Source organism: uncultured Nisaea sp. (assembly GCF_963974195.1).
Lineage (GTDB): Bacteria > Pseudomonadota > Alphaproteobacteria > Thalassobaculales > Thalassobaculaceae > Nisaea.
Genome location: NZ_CAXBDC010000011.1, coordinates 45002 through 63128 on the forward strand (window position 1 = coordinate 45002; position 18127 = coordinate 63128).

Sequence of the window (18127 nt, forward strand, 5' to 3'; positions counted from 1 at the left end):
ACACTCCGCGGCAGCCCGAATGAGCATTCGGGCTTGTATCAAAGGTGATTTGCTTGCGGATGGCTGGCTGGGAAGGGCGTGAAATAAACGCCCCGATGCGAATACGATAAGTCGATGTTAATTTTTGTCAATAAATTAATTCAGCAAAAGTAATAGCTTACCTGCTTTCTTGTGGCGCTTTGATATCCTTTGTCAGTCCGGCCTTCATGCTCAAACCGGTGCTGCCACATCAGGCATCCGTGACAGATGCGGAGGCGCCTGTTAAAGACAATTCTGCGGCCGCCCCTTTGCCGATTTTCCGGGTGAACGGTTACCGCGTTCATACAGATGACAAGGGTCACGCCGTGACTGAACTGCTGAAGCGTTTCGCTGCCTATTATCGTCCGCATCGCGGCCTGTTTGCGCTTGATTTCTCAAGCGCCGTCGTCGCCGGTGTGCTGGAGCTGGCTTTTCCGATCGCGGTGACGGTTTTCATCGACCGGTTGCTGCCGACCAACCAGCTCGGGCTGATTTCGCTCGCGGCTCTGGGCTTGCTTCTCATCTATATGCTCAATGCCGGACTCCAGGTCATTGTCACCTATTGGGGGCATATGCTGGGCATCAAGATCGAGACGGAGATGCGGCGGAAGGCCTTCGATCATCTGCAGAAGCTGTCCTTCGGGTTCTTCGACAACCAGAAGACCGGCCATCTGGTGGCGCGGCTGACCAAGGATCTGGAAGAAATCGGCGAGGTTGCCCATCACGGCCCCGAGGACCTGTTCATTGCCCTGATGACATTGATCGGTGCCTTTTTCCTGATGCTCTGGGTGCATGTGCCGCTGGCGATCCTGACGGCCCTGATCGTGCCGCTGACGGCATGGGTGACGACGCGCTATGGCCGGCGGATGACCAGGACATGGCACGCGCTCTACGGCCGGGTTGCCGACTTCAATGCCCGCATCGAGGAGAATATCGGCGGCATCCGTGTGGTGCAGGCCTTCACCAACGAAGATCACGAGCGCAAGCTGTTTGCCGAGAACAATGCCGGTTACCTCGCCACCAAGCTCGAAGCCTACAAGGTGATGGCGGCCTCGATGTCGCTCTCCTACCTGTCCATGCGCTTCGTGCAGGTGGTGGTGATGCTGGCCGGCGCCTGGTTCGTCGTGCATGAGGAACTCACGGCGGGCGGCTTTGTCGGCTTTCTGCTGTTGATCGGTGTTTTCTTCCGGCCGGTCGAGAAGATCAACTCCGTCATCGAAACCTATCCGAAGGGCTTCGCCGGCTTCCAGCGCTACGCGCAGTTTCTCGACACCCGGCCGGACATCACCAATCGCTCCGATGCGCAAACCGTCGACCGTCTCAAGGGCGATATCGAATACCGTGCCGTGCGGTTCGACTATCAGCCGGGCTCTCCGGTTTTCGAGGATCTGAGCCTTTCCATCAAGGCGGGGGAGACCATCGCCTTTGTCGGGCCTTCCGGGGCAGGCAAGACGACGATCTGCTCGCTGCTGCCGCGCTTCTACGAAGTCAGCGGCGGGGTGATCACCATCGACGGTATCGACACCAGAGCCCTGACGCTGAAATCGCTGCGTTCCAATATCGGCATCGTGCAGCAGGATGTTTTCCTGTTCGCGGGCACGATCCGGGAAAACATCGCCTATGGCAGGCTGGAAGCATCAGAGAAAGAGATCGCCGAAGCGGTGCGGCGCGCCCGGCTTGATGATGTGATCGCGGGGCTCCCGAATGGCCTCGATACCGTCATTGGCGAGCGCGGGGTAAAACTCTCCGGCGGGCAGAAGCAGAGGCTGGCCATTGCCCGCATCTTTCTGAAGAATCCACCGATCCTGATCCTGGACGAGGCGACCTCCGCCCTCGATACCGAGACAGAACGCGCCATTCAGCAATCGCTGGCCGACCTGTCCGACGGCCGCACGACACTGGTGATCGCTCATCGTCTAGCTACGATCGTCAATGCCGATCGTATTCTCGTCATTGAAGAAGGCCGGATCATTGAACAGGGGAGCCATGCCGAACTGCTCGCCCGGCCCAATGGCCGCTACCGCAGCCTGCATGCGGTCCAGACGGGCGATGCACCGGCAGAGGCTGCGATCGCCAATGATCGGACCGTGACCTCACCTCTCGGCACTTTGGCCGGGGAGTAAAGAAAGGGCCTTAACCGGCACCCATCTGGGTGAGTTGGGGCCTTTCCTGAGCCGGGCGTACAGCCGCGATGTCTCTGCCCCGGGAGGGAAGTTGTGCGATCACAACCTCAATACAGTCGAGGGCGGCGCACAGGGCGTTGGTCGGGATCGTCAGGGCGGGCAAAAGCTTCAGGACCTGATCTCCGGCACCGCAGGTTTCGGCGATAATGCCGCGTGCGAAAAGGCTCCGTGACACGGTATTTGCCGTATCGGCGCCGCGCAGAACCAGACCGCGCATCATGCCGCGCCCCCTGACCTCGTCGATATGATCCGGGTAACGCTCCGCCATCGTCCGCAAGCGGTTGTCGAGTATTGTAATCTTGTCGGCAAGATCATCCCGGAAGCTGTCATCTTCCCAATACTGCAGGGACGCGGCGGCGGCGACGAAAGCCAGGTTGTTGCCACGGAAGGTGCCGTTATGCTCGCCCACCTGCCAGATATCGAAGTCCGGCGCGATCAGCAGCAGGGCCATCGGCAGGCCGAGACCGCTGATGGATTTGGAGAGGCAGATCAGGTCCGGCTGGATGCCGAAATCCTCGAAACTGAAGAAGCTGCCGGTGCGTCCGCAGCCGGCCTGGATATCGTCCACGATCAGCAGCGCGCCGCAGCGGGTGGCGATGCTCCGCAGACGGCGCAGCCAGGAGGCCGAAGCCGCCCGCAATCCGCCTTCCCCCTGCACTGTTTCAACCAGAATGCAGGCAGGTGCTTCGATCCCGCTGCTCGGGTCGTCCAGGCTTCGCTCCAGAAAGGTGAGGCCGTCTTCATCGGGCAGGTAACCGTCATAGGGGAGGCGCAGTGTGTTTGACAGAAGATGGGCGGAAGCGCGCCGGCTGTCGCGGTTGGAGGTTGCCGAGAGGGAGCCGAGCGTCATGCCGTGAAAGCCGCCGGTGAAAGCGAGGACCGTCGAGCGCCCCGTCACCTTGCGTGCGAGTTTCAGGGCGGCTTCCACGGCGTTCGTTCCGGTCGGGCCGGTGAACATCACACGGTGCGGCATGCCTCTTTTGTCCAGGATGACGCGCTTGAAGCGTTGCAGGAATTCCCGTTTCGCGCCGGTATGCAGGTCCATGGCCTGCAGGATGCCGTCGTCGCGGAGATAATCGAGCACCGCGTTTTTCATCAGCGGATTGTTGTGCCCGTAATTCAGCGCGCCGCACCCCATCAGAAGATCGGTGAAACGGCGTCCGTCTTCGGTGATGAGCTCATGGCCGACGGCTTTGGTGAAGAGGGCGGGAAAGCTTCGGCAATAGCTCCGGACCTGGGATTCGGCGACCTCAAAAATATCATGCATGTTCGGTGCTCCTGAGTGACGTATCCATGTCGGCGCGTACCGTCTCCGCCGGCTTCACGGCCCGGTAATCCTGGGCAATGCAGAAATATTCCCCGCCGGGCGTCATCTCGAGCCGGGGGAGTTGCAATTCGAGGCTGAAGTCGCGCCGGAGGAGATCCGGCAGCCACCGGTCTTCGGGGCGCGACCATGGTCCGAAGTGAAATTCGCCGAGGATCCATTCCGCGCCGGCAAGTACGTCCCGGCAGGGCGCGAGGCCGAATTCAGCGCCCTCTATATCCAGCTTGATACCGTAATGGCGGGTGTCGCCGACCAGCTCCGAAAACCCCACGGCCTCGACACTTTCCGTCGACGCGGCGGTAATGTCGAAAACAGTCGAATGCAGCATGCTGGTTGTGTCCGGCCCGTCCGCCAGACTGGCCATGGTCGCGGTCCCCGACTCCGCCGCGACGAGCTTGCCGATGGTCCGGGAGCGGATCTGTTTCCGGTTCTGCCCGAGTGTTTTATCGAGAGCGCGGAGATTGGCCCGTCCCGGTTCCACCGCGATGATCTCCGCGTCCGGATAGCAGCTGTGCAGATAGACGGACGAGAGGCCGATGAAGGCGCCGATATCGAAGACCGTCCCGACCGGGCGATGATCATGCGCGTAGTTTCGGCGCAGCAGTACCTCGAACAGGTTGGCATAGGCCATCCAGTCCGGCGGCATGAATATCCGGTATTCCCGGTCATTCAGCCCGATGGAAAGCTGCATTCCCCGAAGCCGGAAGTCGGGTGAGTGGTTCGCGGCGGCTCTGGCGACGGCGGTGAGCCAGTCCCGCGTCTCTCCGGTCGTGGCGAGGGCGGGGATTTTATCTGTGGCTCCGGCGAGGTTGCGTCGGATCTCGTCCTGATCCTGCTGCACGGCCCGGCGCGCGAGGACGAGCCTGGCCTCGTCCATTTGGCCGATCTGCTGCAGGATCCGGTCGTCCCCATCCCCCATTGCGGAGATTTTCGCATATTGCACAAGGCAGGAGGCGAGATCGCTTTCCGGCATGCAGGCGGCGATACGCCGGAAACTGTCATGGAAGCGTTTGCCCGGATGATGCGGGTCCGCGCGGCACAATGTGCAATCGCATGCCGTGCTCATCGGCTGGCCTGCCGTTTGTCGGTCTGTTGCGCCAGACGGGCGAGATCGGACGCCATTGTCTCGAACACACCCCGCCACTTCCCCGCGCTCGATTGCCGGTAAACCTTCGCGCTCGGAAACCAGGGAGTGTGATCGCCTTCGAGGCCCCAGCGCCAGTCCGGCATGGCCGGCGTTGCCACCCAGACAGGCAGACCCATGGCACCGGCCAGGTTGGCGACGACAGTGTCGATCGAGATCACCAGATCCAGAGCTTCGAGCGCCGCGGCGGTATTGGCGAAGCCCCTGATCCGGTCGCTGAGATCCTCGATGACCATGCCTTTGGGCGGCGGTGTCAGTTGCGCGGTCGGTGCCCCGAACTGGAGGCTGTACAGGCTGACCCCCGGTATCTCCGCCAGAGGTGCCATCTCGGCCAGCGATGCACTGCGGGAGGCGCCTTCCCAATGGCTGGCAGTCGTCGCCCAGACCAGACCGACCTTGAGGCCGTCTCCGGCAAGCGCGACCGGCGCGGCATGCAGATAGGGACCATCCCACGGCCTGTTTTGCTGGATGCCGAAATGGGCCGCGAGCTCCGCCGTTTGCACGTGGAAATCGCATTCCGGTATCTCGGCTTCCAGAGGCAGCACCCGGTCGACACCGGTGAGAGATTTGAACAGTTCCACGAGGCCGGGGCGGCATTGCAGGGTGATTTCGGCGCCGTGGCTTTTGGCGAGCATGGGCAGGAAGCGAGCATAGAGGATGTCATCGCCAAGACCGCCGCCCCAGGCGACGATGCGGCGCCCCTCAAGCGGCTCGCCCTGCCAGCGCGGGATCGGGTGAAGGGGAGGGCCGAACGCATTGGCCTTGCAGCAATCGAGCAGGAGCAGGCCGCCTTTACCCGCATCGCCCGCCAGCAGGTGCAGGCGGATCAGCAGGGCGATCGAGGCCTCGCTGTGATCTTCCATGGCTTCCAGTCTGGCGATCGCGTCCGCGTAATCACCGCGCTGGGCGGCAATGACGGCCCCCAATTGCCGGATGGGCGTGAAACCGGCGCGGAGCGCGGCGTCGGCCCGGCGTGCTGCCGTTTCCAGATCCCGGTCTTCGAAGGCGGCATATGCCAGGGCCGCGTCGCGATCACTCATGTCGCTTCCTTTCCGTTCTGAGGGTCAGTGCAGGTGCGGCCGGAGGGTCTGCTCCGTCAGTGTCAAAAGCGCGTCTTTCTGGGATTGCAGGAAGAAGTGGTCGCCCGGAAACATCCTGACGCTCACCGGACCGACGGTGGCTTCCCGCCAGGCTTCCAGCCCGGCCGGATCGACCTCGTCATCCTCTTCGCCGCCGAGCACGCTGATGGGACATTCCAGCTGGCTGCGGGACGTGCGGAGATAGGTCTCGCTCATCTCGAAATCGCTCCGCAGCAGCGGCAGGATCATGGTCAGGAGTTCCGGCTCCTGCAGTACCGACGCGGGCGTGCCGTTCAGACTGCGCAACCGGTCGCAGAAGGCGGAGTCGGACAGGTGGTAGCTCGGCGGCCGCGACAGCGGCAGGTGCGGCGCGCGCTGGCCGGAGACGATCAGATGCGCGGGGCCGCGATGCTCTTCTGTCAGAGCACGGGCCAGCTCGTAGGACAGGAATGCGCCCATGGAGTGACCGAAAAAGGCGATGGGACGGTCGAGATAGGGCCGCAGCTTTTCCAGCAATACCGGGAGTAAGTCCTCAACCTGCCGGAACGGTGTCTCGGCGATCCGGTCTTCGCGCCCGGGAAGCTGGATGGCGCAGACTTCGACAGAGTCTGGAAGCGCCTGTCCCCAATCCCGGAACAGGGAGGCGCCGCCGCCCGCATAAGGCAGGCAGAAGAGCCGCAGCCTGGCCGCCGGGTTCGGTTTGGCGCATCGGATCCAGGGATCGGTTTTCGCAGTCGCGTTCATTGCACTCTCCGGTGGTTTCGAGTGGTTACGGGGTGGCGGACGCCGTGGCCGGTGCCCGGGCGGATGTCAGGATTGCGCCGAGAAGCGCGGCATTGGCGCGGTAGTAAGGCTCAAGCAGCATGGCGCCGTGATCGCCATGGCCTTCGTGCCGGTGAAACGCGCCGCGTGTGACCTCTGCCCAGGCCTGCTTGCTGGCGATCAGCGTTCCGTCATCGTCCCGGTATTCGTCCTCGCCCGCAGGGCTGCAGATCAGATGAATGTTGGCGGTGACGGGCCGGGTCTCGGTGGTTGAGGACAGGAAGGCGTAATAGCGTCGGATCCGGCGGTGGAGCTTGTCCCGCAGCACGCTGCTGGAGACGATGGAGGCCGCGCCGTCCGCTTCAAGAACCGTCCGGGCAAGGCGGTCCGCCTCTTCTTCCGGATAATCGAAATGTTTGAGGAAACGGGAGGCGTCCAGCATCACGATGTCGCTGACGCGTCGGCCCCGGCGCTCCAGCTCCAGTGCCACCTGGAAGGCCAGATTGCCGCCGCCGGAATAGCCGAAGAGTATGTGCGGGCCATCCGGGTCCGCCCCGGTGATCAGGTCTGCGTACTCGCCAATCCGGGTTTCCGCTTCGATGAAGTTGAAGGCGTGAAAATCAACATTCTCCAGATCTCCGGCCAGACGGCCATAGCTCAAGGCATCCGTGGTTCCGGGCGGCAGTGCGAAGAGCGGTTTTTCGCCTGGACGCTTGCTCAGGCGCACGCAGGGCTGGTCGATTTCGGCCGTGCCAAACCGTGCCGCGTCCAGGATGACCCCTGCCAGTTCGCGGATCGTGGGGTGGGTCAGCACAGAGGTCAGTGGCAGCGTTACGCCAAATCTCTTCTCCATCGTCGCGACCATTTTGGCGGCCAGAAGGCTGTGCCCGCCGAGCATGAAAAAATCGTCTGTCGCCCCGACCGGGGATGTTCCGAGCAGGTCACTCCAGATCTCCGCCAGTGCGGTTTCTGTCTCACCGGAGGGTGGCTCGGGTGCGCTATCCGCATCCATCGGGGGTGGAGGCAGGGCGGCGCGGTCGATCTTGCCGTTCGGATTGAGGGGCAGGCTGTCGAGCCGGATCAGGTGCGTGGGCACCATGAAATCGGGGAGTGTCGCCTCGAGATGCTCCCGCAGCGCGCTCTCGTCGATGGCATCTTCCGCCGTGTAATGCGTGATGAGTGTGCGCCGGTCGTGACGCCCCGCCAAGGACCACGCCTGCGCGACGGCGCCGGTAATGCCGGGATAGAGGTGCAGGGCGGCCTCTATCTCACCGGGTTCGATCCGGAAACCCCGGATCTTGATCTGATCGTCCAGCCGGCCAAGAAAATCAATGCTGCCATCGCCGCGCCAGCAGGCCAGATCGCCGGTGCGATACAGCCGTTCTCCGGAAGCGAAGGGATTGGCGACGAAGCGTTCGGCGGTGAGAGCGGGATCGTTCCAGTATCCGATGGCGAGGCCGTCGCCGCCGACATAAAGCTCACCGGCTGTGCCGGGCGGCAGAAGCCGCATCCGGTCATCGAGAATGTAGGCCGTCGAATTGGCGATCGGCGCCCCGATCGGAATGGCGTTCCGGTAGTCGCCGGGCGCAATCTGGTAACAGCAGGAAAAAGTGGTGTTCTCGGTTGGCCCGTAGCCGTTGACGAGGCGGCAGCCGGGCAGCATGTCCAGCGCCTTGCGGACATGCGCGACGGAGAGAGCCTCGCCGCCCGCGAGCAACTGGCGCAGCGGTTTCAGGCTCTCCGGATATGTGTCGAGCATCGCGTTGAACAGCCCGCCCGTAAGCCAGAGCGTGGTCACGCCCTCGCGGCTGATCAGGCTGCCGAGATCAGCGAGGCTCTGCTTTCCGCCCGCAGCGAGAGCCAGCCGGGCACCGTTCAGCAGCGGCCCCCAGATCTCGAATGTCGCGGCATCGAAAGAGACCGGCGCATATTGCAGAAACACCTGGTCCGGCCCGAAATCGGCATATTCCGCGCCGCGCACAAGACGGGTGATGGCCCGCTGCGGCACGGCGACCGCTTTGGGGCGGCCGGTCGAGCCGGAGGTGTACATCACATAGGCAAGGTTGCCGCCGGCTCCGGTGCTGATCGCCGGGGTGTCGGGCGCCTGCTTGATCGCGGGACCGTCCCAATCCAGCTGGATCAGGCGGGCGCCGGCCTCCGGAAGGTTTGCGCAAAGATCCGCACGGGTGATGAGAGCCTCCGCTCCGGAATGCTCCAGCATGAAGCGCAGCCGTTCCGCCGGGTATGCAAGATCGAGCGGGAGATAGGCGCCCCCGGCTTTCAGGATGCCGAGCATCGTCACGATCAGGTCGAACGAACGCTCCAGACCGAATGCGATCAGGGCGCCCTCGCGCAGCCCGATATGATCGGAGAGATAATGCGCCAGACGGTTGGCCCTGCGCTCCAACTCGCCGTAGGTCATGCTCTGGCCATCGAGACTCAACGCAATCGCGTCTGGATGGGCCGCGGCCTGCTCCGAGAACAGTTCGGCCACTGTGCGGTCTCTGGGATAGTCACGCCTGGTGCGGTTGAAGCTTTCGATCAGGGCCGCGTCATCCCGGATATCTTCGGTAGGTTCGACGAGGTTGAAGCTGGAAAGTTTCATATCTGTCCTCTCACGCCGCATCCGATGCGCCGGCGGCGATGGCCTCGGCGAAACGGTTCAGGCTCTGCAGGTGACGTTCGGCGGTTTCAGCCGTGAACAGGCCAGCGTCATATTCCAGGGTCAGCGCGAAGGCGGAGCCCGGATCCTCGACCAGCAGCATGAGGTCGACCTTGGCGAACGGGAAGATGAGGTCGAGGGGTTTTGCGTCGGGTCCTTCCGGCGTTCCGTGCGGTGTTCCGCGCCCCTCCTCGGTGGGTGCGGCACCGTCCGGATGAATGTCGGCCGCATTCTGATAGGCATAGATGACATTGACCGGATCGCGGTTGTCCGCCGCCGGACCCCGGCCGCGCAGGATCAGGTCGTAGGGGTAATCCTGATGATCCAAAGCATCGGCGCTGGTCCGGGTTACCCGGTCGAGCAGATCTCCGAATTCGAGATCCGGTGTGATCCGGGTGCGGAGCGGCAGCAGGTTCACGAACGCGCCGAGCAGCGGTTCAAGCTCCGGTCTCCCGCGATTGGCGGCGGCCATCCCGACACAGATATCCTGCTGCCGGGTGAGCTGGAACAGGAACAGCTTGAAGAGGGCGAGCAGGGTATTGGCGGGTGTTGTCCCCTTTTCATGTGAAAGAGCGCGGAGAGCCGTGCTGCTCCCTTCCGACAACAGCAGACGCACCCGGTTGCCCTGCGCGACCGCCCCCGGAGTTCCGGAAAGATCGTGCGGCAGGCGCAGCGGCCCTTGCAGGCCGTCAAGCTGCTCCGCCCAGAAGCGTGCATCTTCGGAACGGTCACGCCGGTCCTGCGCCATTGCGTAATCCCGGTACTGGATTGTCAGCGGCGGCAGCGGGCTGGCTGTGCCGTCCCGCGCGGCGCGATAGAGCGTCAGAAGCTCGCGATAGAAGATCTCCATCGACCAGCCGTCGCCGATGATGTGATGCATCACGAGCACGAACACGGTCGGCCCGCCGTCCCGGGTAATCAGGGTCACGCGGAACAATGGCGCGGCCTCAAGGGAGAAGCGCGTCCGGTTCTCTTCCGCGACGATGGCGCGGGTCCGCGCTTCCGCGTCCTCTCCACCGTCGAGGGCGATGCTCTTCAGCGGAACATCAATGGAGCCGAGGATGCGCTGTCGCGGCTCGCCATCGACTTCCACGAAGATAGTGCGCAGGGTCTCATGCCGGGCGATCAGCTGTTCCAGCGCCCGGTGCAGGGCTTCCGCGTCAACCGGGCCTTGCAGCTCGAAGGCTGCCGGCATGTTGTAGCGGGCGTCGGCGGCAAGCCGGTCCTCGAGCCAGAAACGTTTTTGGGCATGGGACAGCGGATAGGTTTCCTGCTCGGGCACAGGCCGGATCGGCGCGTAGCTGGAGTTGCCATGGTTGCCGAGGAAGGGCGCCAGAGCGGCAATCGTCGGATGCTTCAGAAGAAGGGCTATGGGCAGCTTGATCCCGAAATCCCGGTTGGTGCGGGAGACGACCTGCAAGGCCTTCAGGCTGTGTCCGCCGAGCGAGAAGAAATCGTCATCGATGCCGATCGTCCCGACGCCGAGCACCTCTCGCCAGATTTCCACAAGCCGCTGCTCGATATCGGTCTGCGGTGCCCTCCGGTTGCTTTCCGGGCTGGCGTAGGCATCGGGTTCAGGCAGCGCACGGTGGTCGGTCTTGCCGTTGCGGGTGAGCGGAATGCATTCCAGCGGCACGAAAAGTGCCGGGACCATGTAGGCGGGCAGACGCGCCGCCGCCCAGTCCCGCAGCTCCAGGATCGCACCTTCGTCACAAACCAGATAGGCGATGAGGCGGCCCTGATCCTGTTGCGCGATCACCGCCACCTGGCGCACTGCCGGGTGCTGGCTCAACGTCGCTTCGATCTCGCCGATCTCGATGCGGTAGCCGCGCAGTTTGACCTGCTTGTCGATGCGGCCAAGATATTCAAGCCCGCCATCCGGACGCCGCCGGGCGAGATCGCCGCTGCGATACAGACGTTCGGGAGTGCCCTCCACCTTGCCATCGATGAAGCGTTCGGCGGTCAATGCGGGACGATTGAGATAACCGCGCGCCAGTCCCGCCCCGCCGACATGAATCTCCCCGGCCATACCGTCCGGAACCGGCTCGCCCCGGTCATCCAGCAGATGCAGGTCGAGATCGCGTAAGGGACGGCCGATCAGGCTTGCCGTGCTGCTGCAATCCCCCTCACGCAGCGGGCACCAGGTGACATGCACCGTGGTTTCGGTAATGCCGTACATATTGACCAGCCGGGGCTGTTCCTCTCCGTAAAGGCTGAACCAGGGTTTCAGACCCGGCAGGTCGAGCGCTTCGCCGCCGAAGATGACCATGCGGAGCGCAAGCGTGCGTCCGCGTTCGACGGCTTCGGGAATGAGATGGCGGAAGGCCGACGGCGTCTGGTTCAGGATGGTGACGCCTTCATTCTCCAGCATGTCGTGGAAAGCGGCGGGCGAGTGCCTGACATCGTCCGGAACGACGACCACGCGGCCACCATGCAGCAGCGCCCCCCAGATCTCCCAGACGGAGAAGTCGAAGGCGACGGAATGGAACATCGTCCAGACATCCTCGGCCGAGAAAGCGCAGTCCGTCGCGGTCGCATCGAACAGGCGCAGCACATTGGCATGGCTGACCATGACCCCTTTGGGCTGGCCGGTGGAGCCTGACGTGTAGATCACATACGCCATGTGATCCGGGCCCGGCATACTCGCTTTATCGGGTGCGGGGGGCGTTACCGTCTCTTCCGCCGGATCGTCGAGATAAAGGCAGGGCAGGTCCAGTCCAGTGATGCTGGCCGCGTGGACCCGTTCCGTCACAAGGGCGATTGCCCCGGCATCCTCCAGCATGAAACCGGCACGCGCTGCGGGCGTTGCCGGATCTATGGGCAGATAGGCCGCACCCGATTTCACGATCCCGAGCAGTCCGGCGATGAGATCGACGGATCTCTCCGCGAGCAGGCCGACCAGATGGTCTGGCCGGGCACCGAGCGCCTGGAGGTGTCGGGCGATCTGTTCCGCGCGGGCATCGAGCTCGCCATAAGTGAGGGAGGCGTCCGCACAGGTGACGGCGAGGCGGTCGGGATGCTGCGCGGCCTGGGACGCGAAGCGGCTGATCAGCGTATCCGTGACCGGCAGGCGGCACTGCGCGCGCCCTGCGTGCCAGAGAGCCGCGCGCTCCTCAGCGCTGACGATCCCGATCCGGTCGAGCGGCTGTTCCGCCTCCGCATCGATCAGGCCCCGCAACGCTGTGGTCAGGAACGCGACAATCCGCTCTATGCCGTTCGGGTCGAACCGGGCGCTGTCATAACCGACACGAAGCCGGATTTCGTCGCCATAAGCGGCCGCGATCAGGGTCAGCGGATAGTTGGTGTGATCGATCGCGCGTCCTTCGGAGAAGTGCGCGCCGCTGTCCTGTCCTGCCGGAAGGTGCGGATCGAGCGGGTAATTCTCGAAGACCAGCAGGCTGTCGAACAGGGCCATGCCCGGTGCGATCCCGCTGTCCCGCTGGATATCGGCAAGCGGGACATAGCCGAACTGGCTGTTCTCCTGATGTTGCACCTGCAGGGCGTCCAGCCAGGAGCCGGTCGGGCAATCCGTCGTGGAAACGCGCATCGGCACGGTGTTGATGAAGAGCCCGACCATGTCCTCGATCCCGGCGAGATCGATGTCCCGGCCGGAGAGGGTGACGCCGAACGTGACTTCCCGCTCGCCGCTGGTCCGGCTCAGGACCAGGGCCCAGGCGGCATTGAACAGGGTGCTGAGCGTCAGGTGCCGTTCGCGCGCGCTCTTGATCAGGGCCTTGCCGAGCGCGGGCTCGAAAGTGAAGCCGGCTTCCTGTTGGGCGCCGCCGTTCGCGTCCGGTGCTGTGCTGCGGGCGCAGGGCAGCGGTGTCGGCGCGTCGAAACCGGCGAGTGCCGTGCGCCAATGGATATGGGCCGCTTCCTCATCCTGGTGTTCCAGCCAGGCGATGTAGTGCTCGTAAGGCGCCGCCGCCGGAAGATCTGCCGCGCGGGAGCCATAGAGCAGCATCAGGTCCCGGAACAGGATGGGCAGGCTCCAGCCGTCCAGCAGCAGATGGTGGAAGCCCAGAACGAACTGCCAGCGTGCGTCATCCATCCGGATGAGCACGCAGCGGAGCAGAGGCGGCCGCGTCAGATCGAACCCGGCGCTGCGTTCCTCGGCCAGAAGCTTTTCGAGAGCGTTCTCCCGTGCCGCCTCGTCCAGCGCGCGCCAGTCCAGCTCCCGCCATGGCAGGGCGGCTGTGCGGCGGACGAACTGAAGCGGCTGATCGCCCTCCAGCCACAGGGCGGTGCGCAGGATTTGGTGCCGTTCCAGGAGCGCATCCCAGGCCGCGTGGAAGCTGTCCGCGTCGAACGGGCCGCCGATCTTCCAGGTCAGTTGCTCGAAATAGATCGAGCCGCCCGGCGCATCGGACAGGCTGTGGAAAGCCAGGCCGAGCTGCATCGGGCTCAAGGGGTAAAGCGCTGTCACACCGCGCCCCTGCTCCGTTGCCAGAAGATCGAGCTGGTCCTGCGTGACGGGCGCGAGCGGGAAGTCGCTTGGCGTGTAGCCGCAGACCGTCTCATTGCGGCACAGATCCACGAGAGCCCGCAACGCGGTCTCGAACCCAGCCGCCAGCTGCTCCATCGTCTCCCGGCGATATTGTCGGCTGCCGTAGCTGAGCGAGAGGGTCAGGGCGCCATCCGACACAAGCCCGTTGATATCCACTGCATGCGGTCTGGTGCCGTCGAGGCACTGGCTCTCGCCGGCGCTTTCACCCGCGACGGTGAAGAAGCTGCCGTCCGCCGCCTGCTCGAACTGGCCGAGATAGTTGAAGGCTATTTCGGGTTCCGGATAGGCCGCCGGATCGCTGTCCGTGAGATAGCGCCCGATGCCATGGGCCAGTCCCTCGCCGGGGATTGCACGGAGCTGTTCCTTGACCGCTTTCAGACAGGCCGCCAGATCGCTCCGGTCCGGCAGTTCCAGCCGCACCGGGGTGATCGCGGTGAACCAGCCGACCGTCTCGCTCGTATCCGGTGCACCCGGATGTTCCGGGCGGCCATGGCTTTCCAGCGCGATGGGCCAGTCGCTGCGGCCGGTCCAGTCTTCCAGCGCGACTGCCAGTGCCGTGAGCAGCAGATCGTTGATCCGTGTACCGAAAGCGCGCGGCGCCTGTTCCAGCAGGGCGGTGGTCGTCTGCCGGTCGAGGGCCAGCTTCACATGCGCCGTGCTGTCCCAGCGCGCGATGCCGTCGGGATGGTCTTTCGGCAGGGGCGGCAGAGCTTCCCAGTCGCGCCAGTAGGCGGCCTCTTCGGCAATCCCGGGGCTGGTGGCCAATGTCTGGAGATACTGTGCCCAATCGAGGAAGGAGGCGGATGCAGGGGCGAGGATGATTTCCGTGCCCCGGCGAGTTTGCGCGAAAGCACTCTCCAGATCGTCGAGAAGAATGCGCCAGGAGACGCCATCCACCGCGAGGTGATGGATGCACCAGAGCAGGCGTTGCCCCTCCGTCAGATCGAACAGAACCAGCCGCATGACCGGGCCGTGTTCCGGATCGAGGCTGCCTTGCCAATGGCTCGCCCGTTCGGTCAACGCGGCGGCCTGGGCATCTGGTGGCAAATCGCGGAGGTCTTCATGGTGGACCGGCAGCGTGCCAGCGGTTTCTGCAATGTCCTGACGCCAGCCGTCGGGGCCGTTCACGAGCTGCAGGCGCAAGGCTGCATGACGGTCAAGAATAGCGTGCCCGGCGGCCTCCAGCTCCGGCAAGGTGATGCGGTCGCGCGGGCGCAACATCAGGGCCTGGTTGAAATGTGTCTTGTCGGCCAGATCCCAGGAGAAGAACCAGGATTGAACGGGTGTGAGCGGCGCGGGGCCGCTGGCACGGGGCATTGCCGGCACGGCATCCGCCAGATCGCCTGTTGCCGCATGGGGCGCCAGCGCCGCGATGGTCTGATGCTCGAAAAGGTCCCGCACCGCGAGACGCAGACCGGCCGCGCGGGCCTGTGCGACGATCTGGATGCTCAGGATCGAATCCCCGCCGAGCTCAAAGAAATTGTCATGGCGCCCGATCCGTGCCCGGCCGAGAACATTGCACCAGACCAGGGCGAGGGCGATTTCCCGTTCGGTCCGCGGCTCTTCGTAGGCATCCCTGACGGGGGCATCCGAGGGCTCCGGCAGGGCGTGGCGGTCGATCTTGCCATTCGCGTTAAGCGGCATCGTATCGAGCACGATGGTCTGTGCCGGCACCATATAGTCCGGCAATGCCGTCGCCATGTGGGCCTGCAGAATGTCGGCCAGTCTGTCGGGGGAGCCTGCATCCGCAGCCCGGGAGGCGTAGGCCACAAGACGCCGCCGGTCCCCGACCTCATGCAGGATAACGACGGCTTCCTCTACGCATTCCTGCGCTCGCAACACGGCTTCGATTTCGCCGAGTTCGATGCGGAAGCCTCTGAGTTTGATCTGGTGATCTGTGCGGCCGAGATAGTCGATGGCGCCGAGCTGGTTCCATCTGCAGAGGTCGCCTGTCTTGTAGAGGCGTCCGAAGACGGGATGCTGAATGAAGCGCTCGTTGGTCAGCTCGGGCTGGTCGAGATAGCCGTCTGCGAGACCGTCGCCGCCAAGATGCAGCTCTCCCGGGATGCCTGCGGGGACGGGCTGGCCGTCCGGGTCGAGGATATGGGCAACCGTGTTCGCGATGGGCGATCCGATGGGAACGGTGACGGCACTGTCCGGCACCTCCAGCACCGGATGGGCTGTTGCGAAGGTGGTGCATTCGGTCGGCCCATAGACATGCAGCAGGCGCTTTGGCGCTCCGGCCTTGAGCACGGCACGGACCCAGCGCGGATCGACAGCCTCTCCACCGAAGAGCAACGTATCGAGAGAACCGAAGAGGGAAGGGTCGATCTGTGCCAGACGATTGAACAGCGCCGTGGTCAGGAACATGATGTTGAAGCGTTGTTCACGCAGAAGCCCGGCGAAGCGATCCGGATCGAGCACATCGTCGCGGTGAAGCAACTCGATGGCGGCACCATTGAGCAGCGCGCCCCAGATCTCGAAGGTGGCGGCATCGAAGGCGGGCGTTGCCGCCTGGGCGATACGGTCGCCGGGTTTGATCTCGATATAGTCTGTGTCGCGGACAAGGCGTGTGACCGCGCGCTGGGGCACCATGACGCCTTTGGGGCGCCCGGTGGAGCCTGAGGTGTACATGACATAGGCCAGACTGCCGCCATCGCTCCGCCCCGAGGGGACGGACGCATCGCAGGCGGCGATCTCTGCCGCGTCATTGTCGATCAGAAGCTGTGCGTAGCCTCCCTCCGGAAGCGCCTCCGCCAACCCCCGCTGGCTGAGCACCAGCCCGACCTTTGCCTCCTCAATCATATAGCCGAGGCGTTCGGCGGGCAGATCCGGGTCCAGCGGCAGATAGGCGCCGCCTGTCTTCAGGATGGCGAGCATGGCAACAACGAGATCAATGCCGCGTTCGAGACACAGCCCGATGACGGCACCGGGTTCGGGCTTGTAGTGCGCATCGATATAGGCCGCGAGCCTGCCAGCACGGTCATCAAGCTCCGTATAGCTCAGCGTGGTCTTACCCAATCGCAGTGCGGGCGCATCGGGGGCAGCCGCAACGATCTCTCCAAAGAGATCGGCCAGCGATGCCTCACGCGGATAAGACACCGCCCCACCAGCCCAGCCTGCAAGCTCGGCCCGTTCTGCTTCCGTCAGCAGCGGCAATGTGCCGGCAGGGGCTTCGGGTGCGGCAAGCAGGCTTTCCAGCAGGGTGCTGTAATGGGCGGCCATGCGGTCGATGCGGGAGGGATCGAAGAGATCGCCTGCATATTCCCAGTTGCAGGTCAGGCCCTGTGGTCCGGCCTCGATACTGAGGGTGAGATCGAACTTGGCGGTCCCGAGATCGGGGGCGAGGGTCTGGATGACGGCATCGCCGAGACGCAGTTCCTCCTGCGGGGCGTTCTGCAGGGCGAACATGACCTGGAAGAGCGGGGAGTGGGAGAGAGAGCGTTCCGGCTGCAACTCGTTCACCAGTGTCTCGAAGGGCAGGTCCTGATGGGCATAGGCATCGAGGGCTGTCTCGCGCACCCGGGAAAGCAGGGCCTCGAAAGAGGTCTCGCGGGTGACGGTGCTGCGCAGGACGAGGGTGTTGACGAAGAAGCCGACCAGCTCTTCTGTCTGGGCATGTGTACGGTTGGCGATGGGCGAGCCGACGAGGATGTCTTGCTGTCCGCTGTAACGGTGCAGCAGGGTCTTGAAGCCGGCGAGCAGGGTCATGAAGAGGGTGACGCCCTTTGCCCGGCTGAAGGCCTCGAGGCGGTCAGTCAGCTCTGGCGCGAGGGTGAGGGCACGGTGCCCGCCGCGACAGGTCCTGGTGGCGGGGCGGGGCCTGTCCGCGGGCAGCTCCAGCAGGGCGGGGGCATCCGCGAGGCGGTCGCGCCAATAGGCGATCTGTTGTTCCAGAACAGCGCCACTCAACCAGTCCCGCTGCCAGGCGGCATAGTCGGCATACTGGACCGGTAGCGGCGGCAGGGCACAGGGCTCGTCAGCAAGGGCGGCGGCATAGAGGGCACTGAGATCGCGGACCAGCACCCCGAGGGACCAGCCGTCGGCGGCGATGTGATGCAGGTTGACCAGCAGCACCTGCCGGCTCTCGCCAATCCGGAGCAGGGTGAGGCGGAGCAGGGGCTCGGTTGCGAGATCGAAGGGGGCTGCGGCATGGGCGGCTGCCCGGGCGCGGAGAACCGCGTCACGGTCTTCACCCGTCTCAAGGGCCAGGTCCTCGACGATCAGGGGATCGTAGGCCTCGCGGAGCAGCAGGACGGGCTGTCCGGCTTCGGTGCGGACATTCATGCGCAGGCTCTCGTGCCGGGCGGTCAGGGCGCAGAGGGCGGCGCGCAAGGCGGTCTCGTCGAGGGCGCCGTCAAGGCCGAGGGCGGCGGTGACATTGTAGGTGGCGGACTGAACGCCATCGGGGGCTGCACTGCCTTCGAGCTGAGCGAGGAACCAGAGTC

The 18127-nt window shown here is 64.3% G+C and carries 7 protein-coding genes; 1 reads left to right on the plus strand and 6 read right to left on the minus strand.

From position 1 onward, the window contains the following. The first annotated feature begins 353 nt into the window (after positions 1-353). A complete protein-coding gene (locus AAC126_RS04410; protein ID WP_339850479.1) occupies positions 354-2141 on the plus strand; it encodes an ABC transporter ATP-binding protein in 1788 nt (595 codons plus the stop codon). A 10-nt stretch (positions 2142-2151) separates the two neighbouring features. Here AAC126_RS04410 and ectB read toward each other — a convergent pair whose 3' ends face one another. The 6 genes from ectB to AAC126_RS04440 all read right to left on the minus strand — a co-directional run. After that, a complete protein-coding gene (gene ectB / locus AAC126_RS04415; protein ID WP_339850469.1) occupies positions 2152-3468 on the minus strand; it encodes a diaminobutyrate--2-oxoglutarate transaminase in 1317 nt (438 codons plus the stop codon). Beyond that, positions 3461-4591 carry an FkbM family methyltransferase gene (locus tag AAC126_RS04420; RefSeq protein ID WP_339850471.1) on the minus strand — a complete coding sequence of 377 codons (1131 nt, stop codon included), beginning with the start codon at positions 4589-4591 and terminating at the stop codon, positions 3461-3463. The genes ectB and AAC126_RS04420 overlap by 8 nt, the downstream gene beginning before the upstream one ends. Beyond that, entirely contained in the window at positions 4588-5709 is a 1122-nt protein-coding gene (locus tag AAC126_RS04425) for a hypothetical protein (RefSeq protein ID WP_339850472.1), read from the minus strand. Before AAC126_RS04425 ends, AAC126_RS04420 begins: the two co-directional genes overlap by 4 nt. Positions 5710-5733: 24 nt before the next feature. Next, positions 5734-6492, minus strand: coding sequence for an alpha/beta fold hydrolase (locus AAC126_RS04430; RefSeq protein ID WP_339850474.1), 759 nt, complete (start codon positions 6490-6492; stop codon positions 5734-5736). Between the two features lie 25 nt (positions 6493-6517). Next, positions 6518-9115, minus strand: a complete 2598-nt coding sequence (locus AAC126_RS04435; RefSeq protein ID WP_339850476.1) for an amino acid adenylation domain-containing protein — start codon at positions 9113-9115, stop codon at positions 6518-6520. A gap of 10 nt (positions 9116-9125) precedes the next feature. Continuing rightward, a partial coding sequence (locus tag AAC126_RS04440) for an amino acid adenylation domain-containing protein (RefSeq protein WP_339850478.1) occupies positions 9126-18127 on the minus strand: 9002 nt, incomplete at its 5' end.

Coding starts and splice junctions, on each gene's coding strand:
- AAC126_RS04430 (WP_339850474.1), bottom strand. CDS start 6,492: ATGAACGCGACTGCGAAAACCGATCCCTGGATCCGATGCGCCAAACCG.
- AAC126_RS04420 (WP_339850471.1), bottom strand. CDS start 4,591: ATGAGCACGGCATGCGATTGCACATTGTGCCGCGCGGACCCGCATCAT.
- AAC126_RS04435 (WP_339850476.1), bottom strand. CDS start 9,115: ATGAAACTTTCCAGCTTCAACCTCGTCGAACCTACCGAAGATATCCGG.
- AAC126_RS04425 (WP_339850472.1), bottom strand. CDS start 5,709: ATGAGTGATCGCGACGCGGCCCTGGCATATGCCGCCTTCGAAGACCGG.
- ectB (WP_339850469.1), bottom strand. CDS start 3,468: ATGCATGATATTTTTGAGGTCGCCGAATCCCAGGTCCGGAGCTATTGC.